At 64.3% G+C, this 25,483-nt stretch carries 24 protein-coding genes and 1 pseudogene; 9 read left to right on the plus strand and 16 right to left on the minus strand.

Features of this window, described 5'->3' with window-relative positions; genetic code table 11:
* Nucleotides 1-88: 88 nt before the first annotated feature.
* Complete coding sequence (locus ACSJJT_RS07755) at nucleotides 89-823, minus strand: hypothetical protein (protein WP_435917755.1); 735 nt, start codon at nucleotides 821-823, stop codon at nucleotides 89-91.
* Entirely contained in the window at nucleotides 820-1,896 is a 1,077-nt protein-coding gene (locus tag ACSJJT_RS07760) for a mannose-1-phosphate guanylyltransferase (RefSeq protein ID WP_435917756.1), read from the minus strand. The genes ACSJJT_RS07755 and ACSJJT_RS07760 overlap by 4 nt, the downstream gene beginning before the upstream one ends.
* Nucleotides 1,897-1,963: 67 nt before the next feature.
* On the opposite strand from ACSJJT_RS07760, the gene ACSJJT_RS07765 reads away from it, so the two are divergent.
* Nucleotides 1,964-2,695 (plus strand): TIGR03089 family protein, encoded by a 732-nt coding sequence (locus tag ACSJJT_RS07765; RefSeq protein ID WP_435917757.1) that lies wholly within the window; start codon nucleotides 1,964-1,966, stop codon nucleotides 2,693-2,695.
* Between the two features lie 2 nt (nucleotides 2,696-2,697).
* Here ACSJJT_RS07765 and ACSJJT_RS07770 read toward each other — a convergent pair whose 3' ends face one another.
* Nucleotides 2,698-3,723: a glycosyltransferase family 2 protein gene (locus tag ACSJJT_RS07770; protein ID WP_435917758.1), complete on the minus strand. Its 1,026-nt coding sequence runs from the start codon at nucleotides 3,721-3,723 to the stop codon at nucleotides 2,698-2,700.
* A gap of 105 nt (nucleotides 3,724-3,828) precedes the next feature.
* Here ACSJJT_RS07770 and ACSJJT_RS07775 point away from each other — a divergent pair, with 105 nt between their 5' ends.
* Together ACSJJT_RS07775 and ACSJJT_RS07780 are read left to right on the plus strand one after the other, a co-directional pair.
* Nucleotides 3,829-5,136 carry an LCP family protein gene (locus ACSJJT_RS07775; RefSeq protein ID WP_435917759.1) on the plus strand — a complete coding sequence of 436 codons (1,308 nt, stop codon included), beginning with the start codon at nucleotides 3,829-3,831 and terminating at the stop codon, nucleotides 5,134-5,136.
* Nucleotides 5,137-5,420: 284 nt separating this feature from the next.
* Entirely contained in the window at nucleotides 5,421-8,381 is a 2,961-nt protein-coding gene (locus tag ACSJJT_RS07780) for a glycoside hydrolase family 2 TIM barrel-domain containing protein (RefSeq protein ID WP_435917760.1), read from the plus strand.
* A 72-nt stretch (nucleotides 8,382-8,453) separates the two neighbouring features.
* Here the strand turns inward: ACSJJT_RS07780 and purE are convergent, their stop codons facing one another.
* The 3 genes from purE to ACSJJT_RS07795 form a co-directional block, all read right to left on the minus strand.
* On the minus strand, nucleotides 8,454-9,044 hold the full coding sequence (gene purE / locus ACSJJT_RS07785) for a 5-(carboxyamino)imidazole ribonucleotide mutase (protein WP_435917761.1): 591 nt from the start codon (nucleotides 9,042-9,044) through the stop codon (nucleotides 8,454-8,456).
* On the minus strand, nucleotides 9,037-10,209 hold the full coding sequence (locus ACSJJT_RS07790) for a 5-(carboxyamino)imidazole ribonucleotide synthase (RefSeq protein ID WP_435917762.1): 1,173 nt from the start codon (nucleotides 10,207-10,209) through the stop codon (nucleotides 9,037-9,039). The genes purE and ACSJJT_RS07790 overlap by 8 nt, the downstream gene beginning before the upstream one ends.
* Before the next feature lie 249 nt (nucleotides 10,210-10,458).
* On the minus strand, nucleotides 10,459-10,839 hold the full coding sequence (locus ACSJJT_RS07795; protein WP_435917763.1) for an MFS transporter: 381 nt from the start codon (nucleotides 10,837-10,839) through the stop codon (nucleotides 10,459-10,461).
* A 179-nt stretch (nucleotides 10,840-11,018) separates the two neighbouring features.
* On the opposite strand from ACSJJT_RS07795, the gene ACSJJT_RS07800 reads away from it, so the two are divergent.
* Nucleotides 11,019-11,564, plus strand: a complete 546-nt coding sequence (locus ACSJJT_RS07800) for a PH domain-containing protein (protein ID WP_435917764.1) — start codon at nucleotides 11,019-11,021, stop codon at nucleotides 11,562-11,564.
* On the opposite strand, the gene ACSJJT_RS07805 is transcribed toward ACSJJT_RS07800, so the two are convergent.
* Nucleotides 11,548-12,267, minus strand: coding sequence for a Type 1 glutamine amidotransferase-like domain-containing protein (locus ACSJJT_RS07805; protein WP_435917765.1), 720 nt, complete (start codon nucleotides 12,265-12,267; stop codon nucleotides 11,548-11,550). The genes ACSJJT_RS07800 and ACSJJT_RS07805 overlap by 17 nt on opposite strands.
* Nucleotides 12,268-12,314: 47 nt before the next feature.
* Nucleotides 12,315-13,154, minus strand: coding sequence for a biotin--[acetyl-CoA-carboxylase] ligase (locus ACSJJT_RS07810; protein WP_435917766.1), 840 nt, complete (start codon nucleotides 13,152-13,154; stop codon nucleotides 12,315-12,317).
* A 78-nt stretch (nucleotides 13,155-13,232) separates the two neighbouring features.
* Between ACSJJT_RS07810 and ACSJJT_RS07815 the strand changes: the two genes are divergently transcribed.
* From ACSJJT_RS07815 to ACSJJT_RS07825, 3 genes are read left to right on the plus strand one after another with little or no spacing between them, the layout of a single operon-like run.
* Nucleotides 13,233-14,807 (plus strand): acyl-CoA carboxylase subunit beta, encoded by a 1,575-nt coding sequence (locus tag ACSJJT_RS07815; protein ID WP_435917767.1) that lies wholly within the window; start codon nucleotides 13,233-13,235, stop codon nucleotides 14,805-14,807.
* Entirely contained in the window at nucleotides 14,804-15,037 is a 234-nt protein-coding gene (locus tag ACSJJT_RS07820; protein ID WP_435917768.1) for an acyl-CoA carboxylase subunit epsilon, read from the plus strand. The genes ACSJJT_RS07815 and ACSJJT_RS07820 overlap by 4 nt, the downstream gene beginning before the upstream one ends.
* Nucleotide 15,038: 1 nt before the next feature.
* Nucleotides 15,039-15,680, plus strand: a complete 642-nt coding sequence (locus ACSJJT_RS07825) for a Maf family protein (protein WP_435917769.1) — start codon at nucleotides 15,039-15,041, stop codon at nucleotides 15,678-15,680.
* Nucleotides 15,681-15,722: 42 nt separating this feature from the next.
* Here ACSJJT_RS07825 and ACSJJT_RS07830 read toward each other — a convergent pair whose 3' ends face one another.
* Together ACSJJT_RS07830 and ACSJJT_RS07835 are read right to left on the minus strand one after the other, a co-directional pair.
* Complete coding sequence (locus ACSJJT_RS07830) at nucleotides 15,723-16,142, minus strand: hypothetical protein (protein WP_435917770.1); 420 nt, start codon at nucleotides 16,140-16,142, stop codon at nucleotides 15,723-15,725.
* A gap of 26 nt (nucleotides 16,143-16,168) precedes the next feature.
* Nucleotides 16,169-17,380, minus strand: coding sequence for an arginine deiminase (locus ACSJJT_RS07835; protein ID WP_435917771.1), 1,212 nt, complete (start codon nucleotides 17,378-17,380; stop codon nucleotides 16,169-16,171).
* A gap of 57 nt (nucleotides 17,381-17,437) precedes the next feature.
* Here ACSJJT_RS07835 and ACSJJT_RS07840 point away from each other — a divergent pair, with 57 nt between their 5' ends.
* Nucleotides 17,438-18,172: an SDR family oxidoreductase gene (locus ACSJJT_RS07840; protein ID WP_435917772.1), complete on the plus strand. Its 735-nt coding sequence runs from the start codon at nucleotides 17,438-17,440 to the stop codon at nucleotides 18,170-18,172.
* 79 nt (nucleotides 18,173-18,251) lie between these two features.
* Here ACSJJT_RS07840 and ACSJJT_RS07845 read toward each other — a convergent pair whose 3' ends face one another.
* The 4 genes and pseudogenes from ACSJJT_RS07845 to ACSJJT_RS07860 form a co-directional block, all read right to left on the minus strand.
* Nucleotides 18,252-19,055 (minus strand): hydroxymethylpyrimidine/phosphomethylpyrimidine kinase, encoded by an 804-nt coding sequence (locus tag ACSJJT_RS07845; protein ID WP_435917773.1) that lies wholly within the window; start codon nucleotides 19,053-19,055, stop codon nucleotides 18,252-18,254.
* A 513-nt stretch (nucleotides 19,056-19,568) separates the two neighbouring features.
* The gene (locus tag ACSJJT_RS07850) at nucleotides 19,569-19,940 is read right to left on the minus strand and encodes a hypothetical protein (RefSeq protein WP_435917774.1); all 372 of its coding nucleotides are present in this window, start codon (nucleotides 19,938-19,940) and stop codon (nucleotides 19,569-19,571) included.
* Between the two features lie 1,166 nt (nucleotides 19,941-21,106).
* Complete coding sequence (locus ACSJJT_RS07855) at nucleotides 21,107-21,448, minus strand: hypothetical protein (protein WP_435917775.1); 342 nt, start codon at nucleotides 21,446-21,448, stop codon at nucleotides 21,107-21,109.
* 352 nt (nucleotides 21,449-21,800) lie between these two features.
* A pseudogene (locus ACSJJT_RS07860) lies at nucleotides 21,801-22,392 on the minus strand (HAD-IA family hydrolase).
* 204 nt (nucleotides 22,393-22,596) lie between these two features.
* Here ACSJJT_RS07860 and ACSJJT_RS07865 point away from each other — a divergent pair.
* Nucleotides 22,597-23,331 carry a DeoR/GlpR family DNA-binding transcription regulator gene (locus ACSJJT_RS07865; RefSeq protein ID WP_435917776.1) on the plus strand — a complete coding sequence of 245 codons (735 nt, stop codon included), beginning with the start codon at nucleotides 22,597-22,599 and terminating at the stop codon, nucleotides 23,329-23,331.
* A 593-nt stretch (nucleotides 23,332-23,924) separates the two neighbouring features.
* On the opposite strand, the gene ACSJJT_RS07870 is transcribed toward ACSJJT_RS07865, so the two are convergent.
* Together ACSJJT_RS07870 and ACSJJT_RS07875 are read right to left on the minus strand one after the other, a co-directional pair.
* Complete coding sequence (locus tag ACSJJT_RS07870; RefSeq protein ID WP_435917777.1) at nucleotides 23,925-24,923, minus strand: magnesium transporter CorA family protein; 999 nt, start codon at nucleotides 24,921-24,923, stop codon at nucleotides 23,925-23,927.
* Entirely contained in the window at nucleotides 24,920-25,438 is a 519-nt protein-coding gene (locus tag ACSJJT_RS07875) for an NUDIX hydrolase (protein ID WP_435917778.1), read from the minus strand. The genes ACSJJT_RS07870 and ACSJJT_RS07875 overlap by 4 nt, the downstream gene beginning before the upstream one ends.
* Between the last annotated feature and the right edge of the window lie 45 nt (nucleotides 25,439-25,483).

Raw genomic sequence — 25,483 nt, forward strand, 5'->3', positions numbered from 1 at the left:
TGAGATTCAGCGCGCGACTCCATCTCGGGAAAACCCCGCAACTACCGGCGTGTCGCATCGGGGATCATGGCAGAGGTGTGGTTGATTCTCACCGCCATTCGCGGTCGTTCGACCACTGGTGGCCCTCTGCGTCGCCTCCGACCTGTTGAGATGTCGAATCGCTCGACCACTTCTGAGCGTTTCTGGTCTGACCAGGGTCCCATGCGGATGCGCCTTCGCCACTCGCCGCATCACCGGCCCTCGTCCAGACCGCACCGACACCCTCAGGCCAGCTGAACTCCTCCTGAGCGGGGATGTCAGCCTCCTGGGTGACCGCGAGTTGACCTGCAGGTTCCAGCTTCACACCCTCCGCCTCAGATTCCACGTCGGAACCCTCGGCTTCGTCAGAAGTGGCTGCCTCCGGCCGCGTCAGCACCAGCAGTACCCACGCAGCCAGGACCTTGATGGCAATGGCCAGAAGGTCACCGAAGAGCCCCAGGGACGCCCCCAGAACTCCCCCAGGACCATGAACGGGAGCGAGCAGAGCAAGGATGAGGTCGAATCCGGCAGCACTCGCCACGATGAGAGCAGACACCTTGCCGAGCAATTCGGCATGAGGAGTCGCCGGACGAATGAACCGGCACACCAGGACCGCGGCCAGCAGCAACAGGATCATGCCGATGCCCAGCGAACTTCCCGACAAGCTACGAGCCATTCCGAAAAGGCCGCTGTGCTCGTGGATCATCATCGTGACGGCCCGCACCAGGAAGGCCACGAGAAATCCGATACTGACGACGATGACGGTCCATGCAATGGGCTCGCGGATTTCCCGGGCGTTCTTCACGCGAATCGTCCTCCCGCCTGGGCAGCCACCTCAGCCACCAGAGCCTTGACCTGCTGGGAGTGGGAGAGCGGCACCACCAGGGTGGCACGGTCGGTGCTCACCACGGCCATGCCGTGCAAACCTGCCACGGCAAGCACGGTATCAGGACGGTCGTTGATGAGCAGATTCCCGGCTGAGTCGACGGTGACGGTCATACCCGTCACGTTGTTACCCCCACCGTCCTCAGGCAGGTGAGGGGCCAAGGCCTCATAGGAGCCGACGTCGTACCACTGGATCTCCAGCGGAATCGCAGCGACATGTACTCCGCATCCGCCGTGGGAGGCCGGTTCCATCACCGCGATGTCGACGGAGACCTTCTCCATGAGCGGGTACACCTCGGCGATCCGGGACGGATCGGCGACAAGCTCGTCAACCTGGTGGCGGGTCCGGGGCTTGAGTTGGGACACACAGTTCAACAGGGTCGATGCCCGCCAGACGAACATGCCGGAGTTCCACCAATACTCGCCTGAATCGAGGTATTCGCGGGCAAGCTCCGGGCTGGGCTTCTCAACGAACTCGAGAACCTTGTAACCACGAGGATCCGAATCCAGCGGGCCACCCCGGTGAAGGTAACCGAAACCGGTGTTTGGCTCGGTGGGGACGACGCCGAAGGTCACCAAGGCGGCAGGGTCGTCCGTGGCGAGATCGAATCCGTGTTGCAAGGCGGCGCGAAAGTCGTCAGCAGGACGGATGATGTGGTCAGCCGTGACGACAGCCATGACGCCGTCAGGATCGCGGTCAGCGATGATGCCAGCCGGCCATGCCACGGCATTGAGGGAGTCCCGTCCGACCGGTTCACCGAGGATGTTCTCAGCCGGGAGCTCCGGCAACAGCTTGGCCACGGTATCGGCATACGAGGCGCCGGTGCACACCAAGATGTTGGCGTCCGGAACGAGACCGGCCACCCGCTCGTAGGCCATCCGCAGCAGGCTCATCCCGTCAATGAGCTCCAGCAGCTGTTTGGGCTCTCCCTGATGAGACAGTGGCCACAGGCGCGTACCGGACCCGCCTGCCAGGATGAGGACGTGTTGCATGTCGACAGAGTATCTGACCACACCGACGCAACCGTGTTGGACGCACCGCGGCGTTTCATCCTTCACAATGGTGGCCATGGTTTCCCTGGCCCGACCGACCGCCTCCCGCAGCTCCGACCCGCTCACCGCCCTGTGGCGTCGCAGCGAGGAGGCGGGTGCGCTGCCGATCCTGACCTGGTATGACGGCACAGATCGCGGTGAATTGTCCGCCCGCACCCTGCTCACCTGGGTGACCAAGTCCGTTCACCTCCTCGACTCCGAGGGGATCGCGGCAGGAGACGTCGCGAGGTTGTCGGTCCTGGGGCAACGCCCTGGCCACTGGACCAGTTGTGTGTGGCTGTTGGCCTCCTGGTGGGCCGGTCTACGGGTCGACCTCACCGGGCAGGACGAAGCCGCGGTGGAAGTGACCGGCCTGGCCACCGACCCTGTCGGCTCCCCCGAGGTCCTCGTCCAGTGCAGCCTCACGCCATTGGCAACCCCGTGCCAGAACCCCATCCCGGGCGCCATTGACAACGCGGACGTGCTGGCTGGCCCTGACGACCTCGTCGCTGCACGACCCGCCGCTGCCGGGTCGGTGTGGCTCAAGGGATGTCAGGAATGGACCGGGGAACAGTTGTGTGGCGTCGCGCCACTGGACCGACCGGTGCTGCTCTCCCCGGAACGGATTCACGTCGGTGGTGGCGAACTCGTCGCCACGATCCTTGTCAGCTGCCTGCTCGGCGGCGGATCACTCGTCCTGGTCGAATCGAGCGACGATCTCGGGGCCATCTCCGCCCAGGAAGGTGCCGTCGAGGTGTGAGGTCAGTCCTCGGAACGCTCACCGAGACCGACGAGGAATCCGACTCCCCAACTCATGTGCATGATCGCCAGCACCATGGGCAGGCGGGCCCGGACGCTCGGCTCCATGTCGCGTTTCATCGCGGCCGATCCAACCCCGATGATGCTTCCGTAGCCCAGCGGAGCCGCCCATCCAATGAGGGGCCAGCGCTTCAGCCAAGGCTTGCCCTTGGCCGCCTCGACGATTCCGACGACTCCGAGGGCCGTTCCCGTCACGACCCCGGTGACGGCGATGGGAGCGGCCAGGTAACGCAAGCTCACCGAGTCGTGATGGCGACGCATGACCTCGCGACGCCACTGGCCGGTGCGGAAGAACTGCTTGGCCAACGCCTTGACGGTGGAGCGGGGTCGGTAGGTCACCCGGAGATTGGGGCTGAACCAGACTTCTCGTCCCGACTGACGCAGGCGGTAGTTGAGCTCCCAGTCCTGAGCGCGATCAAATTCGGGGCAGAAGCCGCCGACAGCCTCCAGATCCGCCTTGCGGAACACCCCGAGGAAGACCGTCTCCGCTGGCCCTTCCGGGGCATTTCCCTGGTGGAATGAGCTGCTGCCCAGGCCAAGCCTCGAGGTGTAGGCGACAGCGACGGCCTGCTCGAAGGGGGTACGGCCCTTGGCATCCATGATTCCACCGACATTGGCCGCCCCGGTTCGCTCCAACAGCTCGACCGCCGTCGCGATGTACTCCGGGCCGAGCTCACCGTGAGCATCGACGCGCACGATGATGTCGTGCTGGGAAGCGGCCACACCGAGATTGAGGGCCTTGGGGGTCGTTCCGTCGGGATTGTCGATGACCCGAATGCGATCGTCACGTGCAGCCAACTGCCGGGCAATCTCAGCGGTGCGATCAGTGCTGGGAGCGATGGCGAGAATGATCTCCATCTGCCCCGGGTAGCCCTGGTTGAGGACACCAGCCACCGATTCCTCGAGATACCGTTCCTCGTTTCTCACCGGTATGACAACACTGACCGGGGGCGCGAGGTATGACGACATGAACGACATTGTGCCAGTTCGGAAGAAACTGTGGATCCTGCGGCACACGGGACTCGCCCGACAAGGCTCACGAATCTGCGTTGACCTGCGGCTACCGTGGAATTCATGCCTAACCGAGACACCGGGCGCGGTCCTCGCGACAAGCGATCTCGTCAGTCCGACCTGGACTGGCTGTACGGAGTCGACGCCAACGACGCCACCCGTATCGATCCGACACCTGCACCACGCAGCGAATCGGGCCGACCCCGCAGTGGGGCGGGCCGCTCGCAGGGTGGTCAACGCCCGCACTCCCGGCAGGGTACCGACCGATCCACCCGTCCAGCCCCACAACCGCGAACCTCCCGGCGTCCTGCCCCCGACCCGTACCGATCTGGCGGCCAATCGGCCCGGCGGCCCCCGCGCCAAGCCCCTCCACCTCCTCGTCCGCGCCAGCCTGCGAGTCGTCCCGCACCGCACCCCCGCAAGCGTCGGCACCCCTTCAAGACCATCATGGTGCTGCTGTTGGCGTGGCTCGTGTGGCTTGTCGCCGTACCGTCCTATGCGTTGAGCCGGACCGGAACCGTCGACGCCACCCCGGACGGTCCGCGGGGTGCGAGTCATCCCGGCACCCTCGTGCTCCTCGTCGGCACCGACGAGAGGCAGAACCTCACGACGAAGCAACAGAAGGAATTGGGTACCGGCACCGAGGGCGGCGTTCGCACCGACACCATGCTGCTGCTCTACATGCCGCCGCAGGGAAAGAACGTCCTCATCTCCCTGCCACGCGACTCGTACCTGCCCATCCCCGGGCACAATCGCAACAAGCTCAACGCCGCCTACTCGATCGGTGGTGCCAAGCTACTGGTCCAGACCATTGAAAAGGCCACTGACCTGCGTATCAACGGCTACGTCGAGATCGGGTTCAGCGGCTTCGTGGAAGTGGTGGACGCAGTCGGGGGGGTCGAGGTGACCCTCGACAAGCCGATGGTCGACAAGGATTCCCACACCAACCTTCCTGCCGGTACCCAGACCCTCGACGGGGTTCAGGCCCTGGGATACGTCCGCATGCGCAAGGCCGATCCTGAGGGTGACCTGGGGCGCGTCAAGAGACAGCAGAAGGTGGCTTCCCAGGTCGCGCAGAAGGCCATCAGCCCGTGGACCTTCATCAACCCGGTGCGTTACTGGAACCTCAACATGGCGGCCTCGGACGCGGTGAAGCTCGGCACCGACACCTCGACCGTGACCACCCTCAAGGCTGCTCGCGGACTCATGAAGGTTTCCGGCAACGACGGCATCAGGATGACAGTCCCGGTGTCGACGGTCTCGGCCTACACCTCGGCAGGCTCCTCGGTGCTGTGGAATGACAAGAAGGCGGCCCAGCTGTGGGGCGAACTGAGGAACGGTGACACCTCGAGGGTGACCGAACTGTCCTGACCTGACACCACGACGCCGCGATCGACCATCGGCTGGCAGCGTCGATTTTTCCAGTCGTACCACGGTCTGAAACACCCGTGACAGCCGTGATGGTGTGGGCAGACCGTGGTAACTCCGGGAAACCATGCCGGTACTGCCACCCCTCCTGCTCGTGAGACACGCATCTTCCGGGATCACCACGGGCGTGCCTGCTGACCGGTCACACCCCACGTGGAAACTCGTGGCGCTCATCCGTTGAAACCGAGATGTACACGTTTTCACCGGCGAGCTCTACGGTGGTGCTCATGGTTGCCAATGCCGACACCGCCCCAGGGATCGACGCCGCCCTGACGAACCTCGTCCCGTGGCAGGGACCCGTGGCCCCACGAGCCCACCTTCGCACCGACGCCCCCACCCTCGACCTGTCGGGAACCTGGCGTTTCCAGCTCGTTGGCTCCCCCCTTGAGGCACCGGAGGGTTTCTTCGACCCAGAGTTCAACGACACCAACTTCGTCGACCTCGTCGTTCCTTCGATGTGGCAGATGACCGACCCGGCGGGCGAGGCACCCTTCGGCCGCCCCACATATCTCAACGTCAACTACCCGATCCCCGTCCCGGCGCCCGACGAGGACATCGTCGTTCCCGATGAGAATCCGACCGGGTGCTACCGCCACACCTTCGAAGTCGGTGAGAACTTCACCAACGCTGAACGGGTGTTGCTGCGTTTCGAGGGAGTCGACTCCTTCTGTCGCGTCTGGCTCAACGGAGTCGAGCTGGGTTGGACCAAGGGTTCGCGTCTCACCAGTGAGTTCGACGTCACTGCGCAGCTGCGCCCCGGCCGCAATGTGCTGGCGGCAGCCGTCAGCCAGTGGTCCGACGGCACCTTCCTGGAGGACCAGGACATGTGGCGGATGTCGGGGATCTTCCGCGAGGTCACGTTGCTGGCACGCCCGCACGGCGGCATCAACGACCTCTTCGTCCACGCATCCTGGCGCGACGGGACCGGCAAGCTCACCATTGACGGACCCGGCGGCGCCACCGTCACCATTCCGGAACTCGACGTCACCACCACCTGCAACACCGAGGTGACCATCCCCGACGCGCGACCTTGGACTGCTGAAACCCCGAAGCTTTACGACGCCACCGTATCGACCGGCTCCGAGACCGTCTCCCTGCGGATCGGGTTCCGCACCGTCGCCATCGACGGGGACGTCATCACCGTCAACGGGAACAAGGTCGTCTTCCGAGGCGTCAACCGGCACGAGTGGGATCCGCACACCGGACGCACCCTCGACGAGGCGACCATGCGCGCTGACCTCGAGCTCATGAAGCGCCACGGCGTCAATGCCGTCCGCACCTCGCACTACCCGCCGAATGCCCGCTTCCTCGACCTGTGCGACGAGTACGGGGTCTGGGTACTCCTGGAGTGCGACCTGGAGACCCACGGTTTCGAGTGGGGTGGCTGGGACGGCAACCCCACTGGCGACGATCGCTGGTACGACTGCCTGCTCAACCGCATCCAACGCACCGTGGAACGGGACAAGAACCATCCCTCGATCATCGGATGGTCAATGGGCAACGAGTCCCACTGCGGTGAGGGCATTCGTCTCATGAACGACTGGGTCAAGCATCGCGACCCGTCTCGGTTCACCCATTACGAGGGTGACCACGCCCACGCCATCTCCGACGTGTGGACCATCATGTACCCGAGGATGGAGTGGGTCGAGGCCATCCGCGATCGCACCGTCATGCCGGGTGCCGAGCCTGCCCCGCAGACCGGCCGCGAGCTCGAGCTTCCCTTCTTCATGTGCGAGTTCGCCCACGCCATGGGAAATGGTCCGGGAGAGCTTGCTGACTACGAGGAACGCTGTTTCGACCCGCATTTCCACCGCGACCGTATGCACGGCGGATTCATCTGGGAGTGGATCGACCACGGCATCGACACCGAACGCGGACATGCCTATGGCGGCGACTTCGGCGAGGTGCTGCATGACTCGAACTTCGTCTGCGACGGACTCATCATGCCCGACCGCATCCCCTCACCCGGCCTGCTGGAGTTCACGGCGACGATGGGTGCGGTACGTATCGAGGTCGACGGGTCACGTTTGCGCGCCGGCGACGGCATCACCGTCATCAACCGCCTCGACTTCGCCGATCTGTCCGATCTCGAATTCGTCTGGCAACTCGTCGACGACGGCAAGGTCACCGACGAAGGTGTTCTGGACATCGGAGCACTGCCCGCTCATCAGTCCTGGACCGGATCCGTGCCGGTTCCCGACGAGATCTCCGACCGGATGGTCGTCGTCGTCGAGGCCAGGTTGGTCAAGGATACCGTCTGGGCTCAGGCGGGCCACGTGGTGGCACGGGCGTCGGGCCTGCTGATCCCTGAGCCTCTCCCCCGTCCGTGTCCTCCGGCATCGTCCCACCCGCGTCGCGACGGTAGCGGCTGGGTTCTCGGACCTGCTCGCTTCGACCGTCGTGGTCGTCTCGTGGAGTTGGGCGGGAACGGCATCGTCGCACCGGTTCTCGATCTCTTCCGCGCCCTGATCGGCAACGACCGGGCCAGCAGCCTGGCTCGTAACAACATTGGTGGCTCCGCGCTGGCTGCCGGTCTCGACCGGCTCGTCCACACCACGGTCTCGGTGCGCGAGGAGGGAGATGACCTGGTCGTCGTCACTCGTAGTGCCGCGGCAGCTGCTCGAGATTCCATGACGACGACGTGGAATTGGCGAGCCGTCCAGGCCGACGAGGGATCCGAAGGGATCCATCTCGATCTCCACGTCGAGCCTCACGGGCACTGGCCGACAATGCTGGGTCGCATCGGCGTGACGATGGGCCTGCCTGAGGAATGGACCACCGTGTCCTGGTTCGGACTTGGTCCGACCGAGAATTACCCGGACTCTCGGCGTGCCGCCACCTGGGGGCGTTGGGATTCCGAGGTGGCAGGTCTTCAGACGCCTTACGTCATGCCTCAGGAGAACGGTCTTCGCCAGGGAGCCCACGACCTGACGATCACCGGCCCCGGCGGTGGTCTGCGTATCGCTGCTGATGGCAGCTGGCCAGCCTTCGCGGTTCGTCCCTGGACATCGAAGGCCCTGTTCAACGCCGCCCACACGTGGGATCTGGAGCCCGACGGCCACACCTGGCTGACCCTCGACGCCCTCTCGGCCCCGCTGGGATCGACCTCCTGCGGCCCGATGCCGATCATGTCCCACCGGTTGTACGCCCGCCCGGTTGATATGTCGCTGACCCTGTCCCTGATCTGACCAAGGGTCTAGAAGCAGCGAACTGGCCCCGGACCGCAACAGTTCGGGGCCATCCGCGTATCGATGACTCGCTCAGGGGCGCGAGTGGGTGCGCACCTTCTCCCCCTTGGCGGCCGCCATGTCGTGCAGCTCGGTCTGGTACTTGACCATGGCGTCGCACAGCTCGGGATTCGATGCGGCAAGAATCCTCACGGCCAGCAGACCGGCGTTCTTGGCATTACCGACACCGACCGTCGCCACCGGTACACCACCAGGCATCTGGACGATGGACAGCAGGGAGTCCATGCCGTCGAGATGGGCCAGCGGAACCGGCACTCCGATGACCGGCAGCGGGGTCAGCGCGGCAACCATACCGGGCAGATGGGCAGCACCACCGGCACCGGCGATGATGACCTTGATACCGCGCTCGTGGGCGCCACGGCCGAACTCGACCATGTCCTCGGGCATGCGGTGGGCCGAGACGACGTCCGCCTCGAATCCCACGGTGAAGTCGGTGAGCACCTGGGCGGCGGGCTCCATCGTCGGCCAGTCGGAGTCCGAACCCATGATGATCGACACCTGCGGGCCCATGGTGTCACCCGCCATCCGGTGTGCGGTCCCGGCCGCTGTCCCAACCTTGGTGTCGCAACGCGGCTTGCGGCTGTTGACGGTGGTCTCAGGCATCGTGTTCTCCCATGAGGTAGGCGGCAGCATGGTGCGCTCGGCGACGAGTCGTCTCGACGTCGTCACCGAGGCAGGTGACGTGACCGACCTTGCGGCCGGGTCGCACGGACTTCCCGTACAACTCGACGCGCAGTTCCGGGTCACGAGCGAAACAGTGTTGCAGAGCCCCGGTCAGGTCCTCCTCGGACCCGCCGAGGACATTGGCCATGACAACCACGGGAGTGGTCAGGGCCGGTGAACCGAGAGGAAGGTTGAGCACGGCTCGCATGTGGTTCTCGAACTGGCTCGTCTGCGCGCCATCAATGGTCCAATGGGCGGTGTTATGGGGTCGGGTGGCCAGCTCGTTGACGACGACGGAACCATCCTCGCGCTCCATGAGCTCGACGGCGAGGACTCCGACGACATCGAGGCGCCCAGCAATGTCCAGAGCCATGGTCTGCAGCTCCACCTGGCGGTCCGAGGACATGTCCGGTGCCGGGCTGATCGTCTCGGCGCAAACCCCGTGACGCTGGATGGTCTGTGTGACCGGGTAGGCGGCTCCCTGGCCCGATGGGGAGCGAACGACGACGGCAGACAGTTCACGACGGAAGTCGACGAACTCCTCGGCGAGGATACGAATTGGCTGCTTGCCGTCGGCCAGTCCGCCGGCAGCCTCAAAGGGTTCCCCGGCATCGCCGGGACCGTCGATCTTGAATACTCCCTTGCCGTCGTAACCGCCGCGAGACGTCTTGGCGATGACGGGCCAGCCGTGCTTCTCACCGAAGGCGACGAGATCGTCGGGGGCGTCACAGACCTTCCAGGCCGGGTTCGGGAATCCCTCCTTCTCCATGAACTCACGCATGACGACCTTGTCCTGAGCGTGGACCATGGCAGCCGCCCCTGGGCGCACGGCGTACCCGGCCTGTTCCATCTCCTCGACGAGGACGGTCGGCACGTGTTCGTGGTCAAAGGTGACGACGTCACACCCCGCCGCGAAGTCCATCACGGCGTCGTGGTCGAGATGGGAGCCGACGGCGACGTCAGACATCACCTGGGCCGCGGACTCGTCAGGGTCGGAGGCCAGCAGGCGGGTGCGCACCCCCAACCCGATCGCAGCCTGGTGCATCATGCGGGCAAGCTGCCCGCCGCCAATAATTCCAATGGTGTAGGAGGTCACGACCCTCATCGTAACGGCCACCGGACACAGAACCGCGGGAGAGCTGTCCTCCCGGATCTTCCACCCGTGGATGTGCCCGCCGGATCGCTCACGTATCGGGGTCACGTCGAAGGCCGACCTGGCGTTGACAACGATCGCCCGTGGCCAAGCCGAAAGGATACAAGGCTGCTGCCACCCCAGCAGGCGGAGTGCACCTGTTTTCCCGGATTCTCCACGAGCGTTGCGGGGCAGGTGGCCGAAGCTGACCGGGCAAGGCCTTCAGGACCGACGTGTCAGGGCCAGACAGGCCAGGGTCAAGACACCGCTGAGGAGCAGGACAATCGTCGTGACGCAGATGGTGCCGCAGGCCCTATGCAGGATGTTGCGGACGTGGAAACGACGTACCAACCGCACATCCACCAACGACGACACGGCAATCATCATCGAATTGATCACAAACGCCACGGCATGGAGCTTGGACGACAACCCGAGCTGCTGCAACACGTATGGGGATGTCGAGACGTGGGCGAAGAGGGCTCCGACCCCGATCGAGAAAACCAGGGTGTACCTGACGAAGAGCTGACCGACAGCCATGCCGATCATGAACGACGTCAAGGTGAGCTGGACCGTCGCCGAGGTGGTGTCCAGATCGTGGGTCATCTGGACGAAGGTCGGCAGACACACGTCCGTTCCCAGCGGGGCCGCGGCAGGCGAGAAGGCCAGTGCGGCGAGGGGAAGTGGACACTCTCGACGTTGATGTGGACATCCAGCAGGACTTCCGGGACACAGACCGCCCGCACGTGACTCGTTCACAGTGCGAGGTCGTCCATACTGGAACCATGGTGCGAGTCGGACAGCCGCTGCGGCGCAATCATGGCGAGACGGTGCTGGTGCACTCTCGTCGTCACGCCAAGGCGCTGTCCTGGCCCGTCGTCGTCGGGTTCGTGGCAGTCGTCGGGGCTGCTGCCCTGCTCGGACTCATGACGGTCGAGATGCGAGCCCAGTACTGGCCGATCGTCGCGGCCATCGCAGCCGCACTCATCCTCGTCGGCACCGTCGTCCCGTGGTTGAAGTGGTTCACCACGACGATGACGGTCACCGATCGACGCGTGATGCTGCGTCATGGCGTCGTGGTCAGGCGAGGTCACGACGTGATGATCGACAGCCTTGTTGACGTGTCCTGGCAGGCGGGCGTGTTCGATCGGATCATGGGTTGCGGGAAACTCGTCCTCACCACCCCGTCGGACCAGATGGTCCTCAATGACGTCCCGGGTGCCCGCCGGGTGGCGGACCTCCTCGCTGACCTGACCGACGGGCGCTATGACGGCGACGAATACGGTGACAGCTTCCAGCAGCAGCCGTGGGAGGTCATAATAGCACGGTGACGTCGAGCTCCTCGCGCAGAACTCCCGACGACGTCGGCTCCTCGGATGCGGAGAACCTCGAGACCGTGGCCTCCTCACGCTCGGCAACCGCGCCGGAGAACTCACCGTCGGCGAAGTGGATCGCCGCTCCATCATCAACCGCGTAACCGGCGGGAAGAACTCCGTTGGCAACCGACTGGGCATAGATCGGGGCACGTTCCGACTCGCCGTCGAAGTGGGGACAGAACGACCCGTCGAGCAAACCCATGCCACCTCGCCAGGCACGCAGGTCACCGAAGGCGTCAGTCAGACAGCCGGAGAACCAGCACGCCGCACCGGCGGCCACCCCGGCGAGCACGACGTCATCCTGTGACGAGGTCATGCGGCGGATGACGTGGTCGACACCGTGCATCCGCCACAGCGCCATGAGGTTGGCAGCCGAACCAGCGCCTGACACGATGACGTCGGCCCGGGAAAGGCGTTCCACCGACTCCGCCGCCCCCTGCCACAGGGTCAGCACCATGGTCCGCACACCCAGCACCGAGTAAGCGGCCAGAAAACGATTGACGTAGACCGGGTCATCGGCTGCCGCGGTGGGGGCAAAACACACCAGGGGCGAGGACTTTCCGGACAGGTCAAGGATGTGACGGTCGAGAGCGGTGGGCTCACCACGGTTCGACATCGAGAAACCGCCGCCACCAAGAGCCAGGATGTGGGTCGTCATGGTCAGCAGTCTAGGTGGTCGGGACATTCAGGGGGCCGTGGTGGAACTCACCTGGTGCGCAGATGGGTGACATCTCCCGCGTTGAAGCTGCGACGTCCTTGCGAGGTCTCCACCACGATGGCACCGTTGACATCAACGTCGACGCCGACACCGTCGACAGCCTCGTCACCTCCACCGATGATCTCCGGGTCAAAGGTCAGTCGCACCGGGGCACCGATGGTGTCGCATCGCGCCACGTACTGATCCCGCACGGTTCCGGTCCCCAGCCACACCGTCAGCAACTCGTCGAGGTGGACCAGCAAGCTGGCCAACAACTCGTTCTTGTCGTGGTTCAACCCGCACAACGCCAGGGAGGTCGCCGTCGGGACGGGCAGCTCGTCGATCCCCATCGACACGTTGATCCCGATCCCGATGACGGCGTGTGGACCCGCCGGTCCATCGACACACTCCGACAGGATCCCGCACACCTTGCCACCATGATCGGCGCCAAGATCCACCAGGACGTCATTGGGCCACTTCAACGTCACCCGGGAGCGATCGGCCCCGCCGACCTCCTCGATGGCCTCAACAACGGCGAGTCCGGCCACCATCGAGAGCCAGCCCCAGTCCTGGGCGGGACGATCATTGGGCACCAGGGCAGAGATCGCCAGACTCGTTCCCGGGACATCGTGCCAACTGCGTGAGAAACGTCCTCGGCCACCATCCTGGTGATCAGCAACGAGGAGGCGAAACGAGGTCCCTCCGGCGCGGACGAAGGCGGCCATGTCAGCGTTGGTCGAGCCGGTGGAGTCGACGCACGCAACCCCTCCCCCGCGCGGCCCGGTGAACATGGTGTTCCCGGCAAGTTCGACGACGCGATCAGCAATGGCAGCAGGTGTGGAAGGCACCCGCACAGACTATCCACCCTCCGTCCCGGGAAGCGGCCCGACACCACGCTTGTCGCCTGTGATGGATAGTCTCGGCCCATGGAGATCGACATCCACACCACGGCAGGAAAGATCGCCGACCTTGGTCGGAGGATCGACGAGGCCGTCAATGCCGCATCCCCCTCGGCCATCGAGAAGCAGCACGCCGCCGGAAAGATGACCGCCCGGGAGCGCATTCTGCGGCTGCTGGACGAGGATTCCTTCACCGAGCTCGACGAGTTCTCTCGTCACCGCTCGACGAACTTCGGCATGGAACGCAAACGTCCCTACACCGACGGTGTCATCACCGGTGTCGGTACGATCCATGGTCGTCCGGTCTGTGTGTTCAGCCAGGACGTCACGATCTTCGGTGGATCCTTGGGCGAGGTCTACGGCGAGAAGATCTGCAAGATCATTGATTTCGCCGTCAAGACGGGCTGTCCCCTCATCGGCATCAATGAGGGCGGCGGTGCTCGTATTCAGGAGGGCGTGGCCTCGCTGGCCCGGTTCGGCGACATCTTCCGTCGCAACACCAGGGCCTCGGGCGTCATTCCCCAGATCTCCATCATCATGGGCGCCGCAGCTGGCGGTCACGTCTACTCCCCCGCCCTGACCGACTTCATCGTCATGGTCGATCAGACCTCCCAGATGTTCATCACCGGCCCAGCTGTCGTCAAGCAGGTCACCGGCGAGGACGTCTCCCTCGAGGAATTGGGAGGGGCCCGTACCCATTCCACGAAGTCGGGCAACTCCCATTATCTGGCCAATGACGAGGACGACGCCCTCGAGTTCGTCCGCGACCTCGTCAGCTACTTGCCGCAGAACAACCTGGAGGATCCGCCGTTCTACGATGACGGCGAGGCTGACCTGACGATCACCGATCATGACCGCAAGCTGGACGTCCTCATCCCGGATTCCGCGAACCATCCCTACGACATGCACGAGATCATCACGACCGTGCTCGACGAGGACACCTTCCTGGAGATCCACGAGCTCTTCGCCCCGAACGTCATCTGTGGATTCGGACGCATCGAGGGCCGCGTCATCGGCATCGTCGCCAACCAGCCCATGGTCAACGCCGGCACTCTCGACATCGACGCCTCCGAGAAGGCTGCCCGGTTCGTCCGGACCTGCGACTCCTTCAACATCCCGGTGCTCACCTTCGTCGACACCCCCGGATTCCTGCCCGGCGTGGAGCAAGAGCATGACGGCATTATTCGACGCGGCGCGAAACTCATCTACGCCTACGCTGAGGCCACGGTGCCGCTGTTGACCGTCGTCACCCGCAAGGCCTACGGCGGCGCCTACATCGTCATGGGGTCAAAGACCCTCGGTGCCGACGTCAACCTCGCCTGGCCCACGGCCCAGATCGCTGTCATGGGTGCCGAGGGAGCCGTCAGCATCCTGCACCGCCGCACCCTGGCCACCGATCCCGATCCGGAGGCCAAGCGCAAGGAGCTCGTCGACGAGTACGAGACGACCCTGTCGAACCCGTACCAGGCGGCTGAGCGAGGCTGGATCGACCAGGTCATCCACCCGCACGAGACCCGCGCCTCGGTCATCCGCACCCTGCGTCTGCTGCGCACGAAGCGCGAGGCGCTACCTCCCAAGAAGCACGGGAACATCCCGCTGTGAGTGGGCACGCCATGGACGATGATCCGATCAAAGTCACGAAAGGGCATCTCACCGACGAGGAGCTCGGCGCCCTCGTCGCAGTGCTGACCGAGCTCACCCGTCCGGGCCCGAACGCCTATGTGCCCGACGACCGACCGATCGCTTTCGGTTGGAAGTCCTATTGGCGCACCATCCGCGAGCCATTCATGCCCGGGCAAGCGGCCTGGCGAGGGTCCCTGCGACGCTACTGACATGGCCACGTGTTTCGTTCTTGCGTCGAAATCCCCAGCCCGGCTGCAGATACTGCGTTCCGCGGGTATCGAACCCGTCGTCATTGCGTCGGGGGCTGATGAGAGCCGTCTTCGCGGGGAGGACGCCGTCACGATGACGGCGAGGCTGTGCCGCCTCAAGGCCCACTCCGTCATCGAGTCCGGAATCCTTGAGGAGTACTCCGCGGACCGAATGATCGTGGTGGCCTGCGATTCCGTTCTCAACCTTGACGGCCGCATTCTCGGCAAACCACACACTGCCGAGCGCGCCCGGCAGTGGTGGCGCCGGATGAGAGGTCACCAGGGCGTCCTCGTCAGCGGACACCATGTCACCGTCATCGAGAACGGTCAGATCCGCGATCAGACCCGCGTCGGCCAAACCGTCGTCACCTTCGCAGATCTCACTGACGCCGAGATCGACGCCTACGTGGATAGTGGCGAACCCGCCAAGGTGGCCGGGGCGTTCACGATCGACGGTTTGGGCGGTGCCTTCATCACCCGGATCAACGGTGACCCGCACAATGTCACCGGACTCTCCCTACCCTTGCTGCGCCAGATGCTCATGGACCTCGACGTCGAATGGTCGTCGCTGTGGAATGGTCCGGAGGGTGGCCACCTGGCCTGAGCTCGTGCCGACCTGAGCGTCACTGGCGCGCGGGAGTGACGCTCAGCCGTGTCGCAGGGTCAACCCGGCGGCCTCGTCGGAGCTGGTGAACGCTCCACTCCATCCCTTCGTATCAGCGCGATTTGAGACGAAGGTGAGGGACCCGTTGGCATTTCCCGTCACCGTGAACCCTGACGCCGACAGGTTGTCGGCCAGAAAGTCGTGGACTCTGCCCGACGTATCTGGCTTCGTGAGCAGGGTGACGTTGTTGACGTGATCAACTCGCAAGGTGACAGCCAGGCCCTTGGGCAGCCGGAAGTTTCGGGGACCATGGTCACACCCCAGGTCCGCGAGGGTGTCCGCATCGGCAGGAACCGGGGTGGCGGATGCAGAAACTGGGCTTGGTACGGCTCCCTCGTGTGAGGGAGCGCACCCTGTCACGACGAGCAGTGCCGTCACTGCAAGCGCTGCTGCGGATCTCATTTCGGTGATGCTATCGCGATCCCGCCTCACAGCTTGTCGCGCAGCACTGGGCACGACATGCAGCGCGGACCACCGCGGCCCGATCCCAACTCTGAACTCGGAATCGTCAGCACCTCGATGCCGGCGGCCTCCAGACGGGCGTTGGTGTTCGTGTTACGTTCGTAGGCCACCACCACGCGCGGTGCCAACGCCAGGGTGTTGTTACCGTCATCCCACTGCTCGCGCTCGGCAGTCACGGGGTCGAGGCCGGTGTCGATGACACGCATCCGGTCGATCCCCATGGCCTCGGCAGCAGCCGTCAGGAACGGGGCAGGCTCGCCGATACGAATGTCGTCTCCGTCAGGAGTGAGCGGAACAGCCGTCAAGCTGTCAGCAATCTGGGGGTACATGACGACGGCGTCGACGTCAACCATGGTGCACACCGTGTCCAGGTGCATGGTGGCGCGCTGCTGATGAATCGGCACGGCCAGGACGGTGTGAGCCACTCCCAGCTCGAAGGCGGTGCGGGCAAGACGCTCAGCCCCCGACGGGGTGGTTCGCTCCCCCACACCAATCGCCATGACCTGCTCCCCCAGATGCATGACATCCCCACCTTCCAGGTTCTCCAGCCGCCAGCCATAGCAGTCGCTGTGTCCCAGGAATCTTGGATGGTGACGGTAGATGAGGTCGGTCAGCTGGGTTTCGCGGCGCCGTGCCGGCATCGTCAGGGATGTCACGGCCGGATGGTTACCCACCCAGACACTGGAATCGCGGGTGAAGAGCAGGTTCGGGAGCGGGTCGATGATGAAGTCCTCGGGAGCCAGCAGGCTCGTCACCAGGCTGCGGGGCGCGACGGATTCGACGGTGGCCAGTTCACCATTGGACAGGCCGGCCATGAGCACCTTCGCCAACATGTCACTGGACAGCTCCGACAGGCGTTGACACAGGTAGCTTCGCAACCCGTCGCCGTACCGCAGATCAGCGAGTAGATCGTCAACAGCCTGGTGACGGGCAACGTCGTCGTCGAGGGTTTCGCGCAGCAGATCTCCGAGCAGGAGAACCTCAACGCCGCGGTCTGTGAGGATCGACGCAAAAACGTCGTGGTCACGCTGGGCCTGATCGACCCAGGGCATCGCATCGAACAGGAGCTTGTCGTTGTTGCGCGGCGTCAGTCTGCGCAATTCGTCGCCGGGGCGATGCAGGATGACGGTCCGCAACCGCCCGACTTCGGATCTGACATCGCACGTGCCTTCTGCCATGACGGTAGCCAACCACAACCCGGGATTGCTCGCTGGCAAGACGAGTACGGTTGCGTCATGGAACCCCCCACGACGTCGGAAACTTCACACAACGACCAGCACACCAAGAAAGTCCTCGTGACCGGGGCGACGCGCGGGATCGGACGGGCGATCGCCGAGGAACTAGGGCGAGACCACCACATCATCGTGGGAGGACGCCACCGCGAGGCCGTCGAGAAGGTGGTCTCTGAACTGCCTGACGCCTCCCCCTTCGTCGTCGATCTGGCTGACGAGGAGGCCACTGCGGCGGCCGTGTCTCAGCTGGACAGTCTCGATGTTCTCGTCAACAGCGCCGGGGTGAGTGCCGCGTCTCCCGGTGAGATCGCAGCTCAGAGCCGTGAGGAGTGGCGTCGAGTGCTGGAGATCAATGTCGTCGCCGTCGCCGACCTCACTCACCTCGTGCTGCCCCTGCTGAGGGCCAGCCATGGCGACATCGTCATGATCAATTCAGGATCTGGTTTCTTGCGGACCCCGGCTGGCGGCGGCGTCTACGCGGCCTCGAAGTACGCCTTGCGTGCCCTCACACATGCCCTGCGTGAGGAGGAGCGTGGTGTCGTACGGGTGACGTCAATCCACCCCGGTCGTGTCGACACCGACATGCAGGTGGAACTGCAGGCCCAAGCCGGACGTCCCTACGACGCCGCCGAGCACCTGCGGCCACAGTCCGTCGCCGTCACCGTCCGCGCGGCCCTGGAGGCCAGCCCCGAGGCCATGATCGAGGAGCTGTCAGTGCGTCCGGTCTTCCGACGCTGACCCCCAACTTCTGTGATCATGACGGATCGAGACATGACTTGACCCCGGCGGATATCCGCCGGGGTCAAGTCATGAATGATCAGGCTCGGTAATTACCTTGGTAGACGCAGTCGAACGGGGCGTTGCCGTGCATCCGATTCTCGATGGCCGAGACGACGACCTGCTTGGCGGTGCGAGCGGCGTCCAGCGGACTGGCTCCCTTGGCGATCTCCGCGGTGATCGCGGCAGCCAGCGTGCAGCCAGCACCGGAGACACGCTCCTGACCGACGGCGGGAACCTCGAGGACCTCGCAGTCGTGGCCGTCGTAGTAGACGTCCAGGGCGGTGCCGGTGTTCAACAGGGTGCCGGCCTTGGCGATGACGACCGGAACTCCCTGGTCACCGATCTTCTTGGCAGCGTCCTTGAGGGCCTCGACCGAGGTGATCTCGTCCACGTCGGCGAGGGTCTGCGTCTCGAAGAGGTTCGGCGTGATGACGTCGGCATGCGGCAGGATCTGCTCGCGCAGGGCGTTGTCGGTGTCGAGGGCGGCACCCGTCTCCTGGCCCTTGCAGATGAGGACGGGGTCGAGGATAACCTTGGGGAACTTGTAGGCCTCCAAGGCCTCGGCGACGACGCCGATGGTCGTCGGGGTACCGAGCATGCCGATCTTGACGGCGTCGATCTGGCCGTGGACGGCGACGGCGGCCTCGATCTGATCATGAATGACCTGCGGATCGACCGGCACGAATCGGTGTCCCCAGTCGTTGTCGGGATCGAAGGAGACGATGCAGGTCAGGGACGTGCATCCGAACACCCCGAGCTGGTGGAAGGTCTTGAGGTCGGTCTGGGCTCCGGCGCCACCGGAGGCCTCGGACCCGGCAATGGCTAGTGCAATCTTCGTCACGTCGGCCAGTCTAGGAGTCTTGCCCGGTCATGTTGGGAACATCGGAAGAGCTTAAAGAGTACATTGGGCGCATGGCTGTCCGAGCTGCCCTTTACACTCGTATCTCCCAATACCTAAGCGGCCAAGCGCTGAACGTCCAGCAACAGTTGAAGGTCGGGCTCAAGGACGCCGAGCACAACGGGTAGGAAGTGGTGGCGGAATATCAAGACAACGGCATCACCCGCCCGAGCAAGGTCAGTAAGTCACGCTCACCGCCTGATCCACCTGCTGGGACTTGGTCGGACCTGATCGCAACCGGATCGCCTGCTGGCTGGTCGCGTTGTTCATTGCATCAACGCGGAACACCTGTTCCGCCCGGCGCGATCGGCCAGTCAACGCCGAACTTTCGGGGTGAAGACACCTAGGCCGACCGGCCAGCTCCCGGCAGGCACCACAACAGCAACTGGCTCCCGCTGCCACGCAAGCTCAGCGGGGCTGCATGCCCAGAGTAAATCCAGACGCTCAGACAGGTTGTCAAACGGGCCTACGGGGCGAGGCAAACCCGCTGCGAAGGTCAGCGGCATCGACCTTGCCCAGCCCCACGGCCTGGGCCAAGTAGACAATCAGATCCTCCACCCGATCTGTGTCTGCTCGTCCATCCTTGCCAGGCACGGAAGCTCGATAGAGTCGTAGAGCACGCTCGTCGTGGCCAAAGACAACGGGTACCTCATTCAGGGCGGACGCCAGCTCCGGACCTCCCTTGTCGCGAGCGAGTCGCCGCACCAAATCGAGCCGCAGATCGGCGAGCCTGTCGCGTCGCCCGGAGAACCGCTGCCAGCTCGCTACGCCCAGGGACGTGGCCCCGCCCGCAACTGCGCCCCCAAGGATGGTTATCCAATCGCTCATAGTCGCCACTCTACGCAGAGGTGGTGCTGGAGGGTAACGATATGGTTACCAGCTGCGTGCCCGACCACTCGGCATGGCGGGGCCGCTCGGCCCCGCGTGTAGTGGCGCCACCGTGGCTGGGCCAGACTACGGTAACAGTGGGGAAGGCCGCGAAGATTTTGGACTCCAAGTCGTCCGTTAGGTTGGCGAAGCCCCCGAGGTTATTTTACCCGTCCAGGCCCGCCGGGGAGTGACCACGACACCGTTTGAAATTGACGGAACCGCCCATGGCGGCGTCAGGACTCGTCATTGACCCGTCACCTCAGGTGGGATGAAGTAGTATGCGGCAATCAGCGTGTCCGATCTGGCTGACCGGGATGCGCATGTCGCGGGGAGCGGCCAGATGCTCGATCGACAGTGACCTGACCGTCGACATGACCTCGTCAGTAGGTCCCTTCCGGTTCGTCCACGGTCCTTTGAGTTACTTGGGGGCTACACGTGTCATAAGGTCCTCAAGGGATGCCCCCGTGAGGAGTCGCATAGCGGCCTGCGCCCCGGAGTGCCGGTACCCCCTCGCCTCGAAGTGCGCTACGTATCGGTCTTGCCAGACCTTCACAAGTTAGGCTACTTCCGGTTCGCGCATAGCCAGCACCATGAATTCGAGACGCCCCCTGGCTTCTATGACTTCGGCGACCATCCACCGTGTCAAGACATCATCCTCACTCTCGTCAGGAAGTGGCACCTCTCGGGCGAGGGGGACCGTGGTGCGAACCCGGCGACGCCGGATCCCCTGGGCACGCATCACCTGCGCGACGCGCTTGTGGTCCACCCTAGCCTCGGGGGCTGCGCCGTCGCGTTGTTCGTCCGCACCCTGTTGCCCACGTCCTCGACCCACAACGCGAGCGTTCCCCGGACGACGCAGGTCAGCGGCGACCTGCTTCAACGTCGCGTCCGGGGTGGTCTCTTACAAGTCAACGGCCGGCTGACGAAAACTTCATCGAGTAATTCTTCCTGGCCATGGTCCTGATCATCTCGTTTCCTCCAGCCCATGCTGGATTCCACATTCCCACAACCCGAGGTCAAGGCCCGGAGCCACTTACACCGTTTGTAGGACACTCTGAAACCTACGGGTTGGGGCACTTGATAACCGCACCAAGGCGGCTGTGCCGCCAACTCGACCAGCGCGGTCATAAAACTTGTCGGAAGGCTGCCGTGTGGATGGTGTTGGGGAGCATGGCGGTTGTGGTAGTTCGGTAGGTGCACAGGGTCGCCTTTGGGAAGGTCCATGCGGTGGAAGTTGGATGCGATCGGACCCAGGTGACCAGCTCGTGGGGTTGGAGAATTGGTCCGCGGAAATGGAGCAGTGACGCGTACCAGAGGTCTCGCTGACTGATGGGTCCTTCTCTGTGGGCGTCGGGGCCGAGTTCGCGGCCGAGGGTATGCGTTCGGAACTGGTCTGCATCCCCGCCGGTCGGATCAAGGACGGCGAGGACGCCACCGGGTGTCAGCACGAGTTGTTCGAGTCTCATGGTGAGGGGAGGGTGCTGGGCACAGGCTCGGTCCAACGCGCGTGCGCACCTCATAGCGAGGGGATCTCCAGGTGGTACGGGTCGTCGGTTTTCCAAGGCTCTGATTGTGATGTGTGCGCAACCTTGGGCGCCGCTGCGGAGGTGTGTGGGGCCGGCTAGATCCACCGCTGTCTGGGTCAGGGAGTCCAGTGCCTGAGTGGCTTCAGGTGGTGGCATCAGCACGATGCTCAGCGGCCATCGTTCTGCCCCTTGCCGCGGCGAAGGCTCGCTGGTGTGGTGCCTGTTCAGCACTGCCTCCTCGCCGAGAGCTTGCAAGACGCGGACGTTCACGGCCGGGGGAATCTCAGTGCTGTCACTGGATGGCTCCAACGAATCGGTTGCGCAGGTCGTGGAGGTCGTGGCACACCAGGTCGGCGTCGGTGCGTCCTCCCACGGCCGCGACGACCATCCCGGCAGCGCGTGCTGCTGCAAGGCCCGGCTCGGAGTCCTCGACGGCCAGAGTATGGGCAAGAACGGCCCCCACAACGCTGGCTGCCCTGGATGTACCCGACGGGGGCCGGTTTACCGTGCTCGACGTCTTCGAACGTGACCAACAGGGACGGAGCAAAGCCCGCTGCGCCGAACCGGGCGAGGGCGAGCCGACAGGGAGCGTTGGGGACGACGCCCCATGTCATCGAGCGGCCTTCGAGCCAACCGACAAGCTCGTGGCCTCCGGTGACGGGTCTCACGGTGCCCAGCTGTGTGCATTCGGCATCGAGCTGGTCGGCGGCCATCGCCCGGACCTCTTCCTGGCACAGCTGGGGCAGGAAGTGCGCGACCGTTGAGGCCACGTCCCTGCCATGGCAGTAGGCCAACACATCAGCGGGAACGATGCCGTTGCGACGTGCCCATGCGGTCCAGATGGACTCCACGGCTTCGGTGGAATCCACCAACGTTCCGTCCATGACGAGTAGAACCGCCCGGATCCCGATGAGCAGCGCGTCACGCGCCATGGTCATCCCCTGCCTGGCCGTTCAACTGGCGGCACACGCTCGCCGTGACAGTCATCCCACGTGTGGTGAGTACGGCCCAGATTCGGTTCCACAGATGTGTCATGACTCCAGCATCTGTGATGAAATAATCATGTGCAACGAGTATTTCGTCAGAGAATGATCATCAGGGCGCTGGGCCCGTCCCCAATCTCCGTGGACTCACTCGTCGAGCTCACAGGGGCGTCCCCGGCGACGATCCGGCGCGACCTCACCGACCTGGAAGGCCACGGGCAGCTCCGCAAGGTCCACGGTGGGGCCGTGGCGGTGGCATTGCGGGGCGCACCGATGCCGTACTCGCTGCGGGCTGCCGAGAACGCCGGGGGCAAGGCTTCCATCGCCCGTGCCGTCGCAGATCTGGTTGATGACGATATGGCGGTGGTGATCGACAACGGTTCGACCATGGCGGCCGTGGCCGAGGCCCTACGAGGCCAACCCGTGACGGCACTGTGTCTCTCGTTGCGTGCAGCCCTGCCCCTCGCCGCTGCCGGGACAGCTACGGTCGCCACACCAGGTGGCACAGTCATGGCGGAGAGCCTCCGTTACGAAGCCGCCTCATGCCTGCAGGCCCTGGACGGATTCCGCGCCGACATCGCCGTCGTGGGCGCGTGCTCCGCGGCACCCGGCAATGGCCTCACCGTCACCACCCACCAGGACGCCCAAGTGAAACGAGCCATCCTTCATTCCACGAGCCGCACTATCCTGGCCGTCACAGGCGACAAACTGTCCAGAACTTCCAGTTTCCGATTCGGGCAGATCGACGACATCGACGATCTCGTCACCACCCCAGACGCACCTGACGCGGCCCTAGAAGCCTTCCGCGTGGCAGGAGCTACGATCCATATCGCCGCCTGAGACCAGCCCCAGCGAAAGCGCGCTTCTCGGCTAGTTAGAGAATTTCTTACAGGACCCGATCCGGCCAGGTTCTTCGCACCGGCTCGCCCTGGTCGGCCAGTTCCGAGGCACGACGCCGGAACTCCGGCGACTTCGCAACAGGCATCACGAGCTCCTTCCCTGAGGCCACCATCACCTCAGAATCAGTGTCCGGAGAACCGGGTCAGGCTCCCTTTTGAGTGCACACCGGGTGAGGGAATACTCACTATTAGCCCTTCATTCTCCGAGACCCGGCCAACCACGGGTGCGCGAGGGCCCCGGTCGACCACGCCGACGTGTCGACCGGGCAAAGTCGAAAACCCTGCAGGAGGGCACATGCAGCCCCCGCTGGCCGCTGGCCAGGCATGGGCGGCAGAACCGAGCCGACTGGGAATCAAGCCGTCGAGGATGTCGTTCACCGCACTCTGCGCGTAGGCCGCGAGCTTGTCGTCGGCGGCCAGCACGATCTGTCCGGCCGCGGGGCGTCTCACATGTGCCGATACGATAAGCGGCCTTACCCAATTGATGCAATCTGAGGACAAGAGTTCTGCACTGTCAGACGCCTATTGGTCTCCTCAGATCCAGTCTTCCTTACGGAAAACCAGGTACAGCACGAGGCTCGACACGGTGATGAGCCCGACCGAGATCCACAACCCCAGTGGTCGGCCGTCGCCCAGGAAGGGAACGTTCTGTCCGAACCACCCCGTGATGAGGGTCGGGACGGCGATGATGGCAGCCCACCCGGCCAACTTCTTCATGACGGTGTTGAGTTTGGCGTCCTGGATGGACAGATTCGTCTCGAAGATCGTCGCGACGAGGTCCCGCAGGGAATCGGACCATTCCGAGACGCGCATGGAGTGGTCGTACAGATCGTTGAAGTACGGTTCGAGGACCCGGGGAACAGCCACGGCTTCCCTGCTCGGACGGCTGATCGTCGAGACGATCTCGCGCATCGGGAGCACGACTCGACGAAACTGCACCAGCTCCTTGCGCAGCCGGTAGACCCGCAACTGCACCCGCTGGGTGTCGATCGAGTCGTCGAAGAGTTGATCCTCAACGAGTTCGACGACGTCGTCCAGGTGCTGGACGGTGTCGAAATGACCGTCGACGAGGACGTCAAGAATGGCATGGACGATACCCATCGGCCCGTTCGAGACCAGATCGCGGTTGGCGTCAAGGCGATTGAGCACCTCCTCGATCTCGGGCAGGTCGTCGCGATGGACACTGACGACGCCATGTTCGAACACCCACACAGATACCCGGGAGATGATGATGCGACTGTTGGGGTCATTCGTCTCGCCGATGGTCGCGGCGTAAGTCGTCAGGAAGAGATGATCGGGATAGCGGGTGACCTTCGGACGCTCGCCGGGAGCCTCGGCATCCTCGACGGTGTGGAACTCCAGATCGAGTTCGTCGGCAAGGATGTCGATGTCCTCGCGATCGGGAGCGGTGAGGTCGTACCAGATCAGCGTCTGGTCACTGGCGAGCTCGTCACTCAGAGTGTCCAGGGGCACCGATTCGGCAACGACCTTCCCGTGCCGCCACACGCGGGAGGAGAGTTGGGGCAGGCTCATGGGGTCTCGTCACGGTCGGCGCCGTCGATGTCTGCATCCGAGCTGAAGACCACGTCGTCAGAGGGGTGTAGTGCGGCCTCGATACGTCGACGATGATGCGGGGACATCTCGGGCAGGTCATTGACGCCGAAGAAACCCGTACAGCTGGATTCGTCGTCACCCACTCGAGGTTCGCCACTGACCCACCGGCACAGGAAGTCATGATCGAGGAACTGGCAGCGGTCGCCATTGGGGTAGGTAATCGGGGAGGCGACATTGACCCGTACCAGCCGGACGACTTCCGCCTCCACGCCGGTCTCCTCCCGAACCTCGCGAAGGATGGCCTCATCAGGCCTCTCCCCCGGTTCGATGATTCCGCAGACCGGGGTCCATGCCCCGGTGTCAGCACGTTTGACGAGCAGCACCTGGGGTCCGCGCGGTCCTTGGCGCACGACCACCGCGCTACTGCCTGACAGCCACAACGGGTCATGTCCGATGTGCCGTCTGAGGTCCACGATGAACTGCGGTGTCGCCATGATTGTCAGGGTAGCGGTCAGGTGCGCCATCCTCACGGATCCACG

This window comes from Cutibacterium nasicola (assembly GCF_051303185.1).
Lineage (GTDB): Bacteria > Actinomycetota > Actinomycetes > Propionibacteriales > Propionibacteriaceae > Cutibacterium.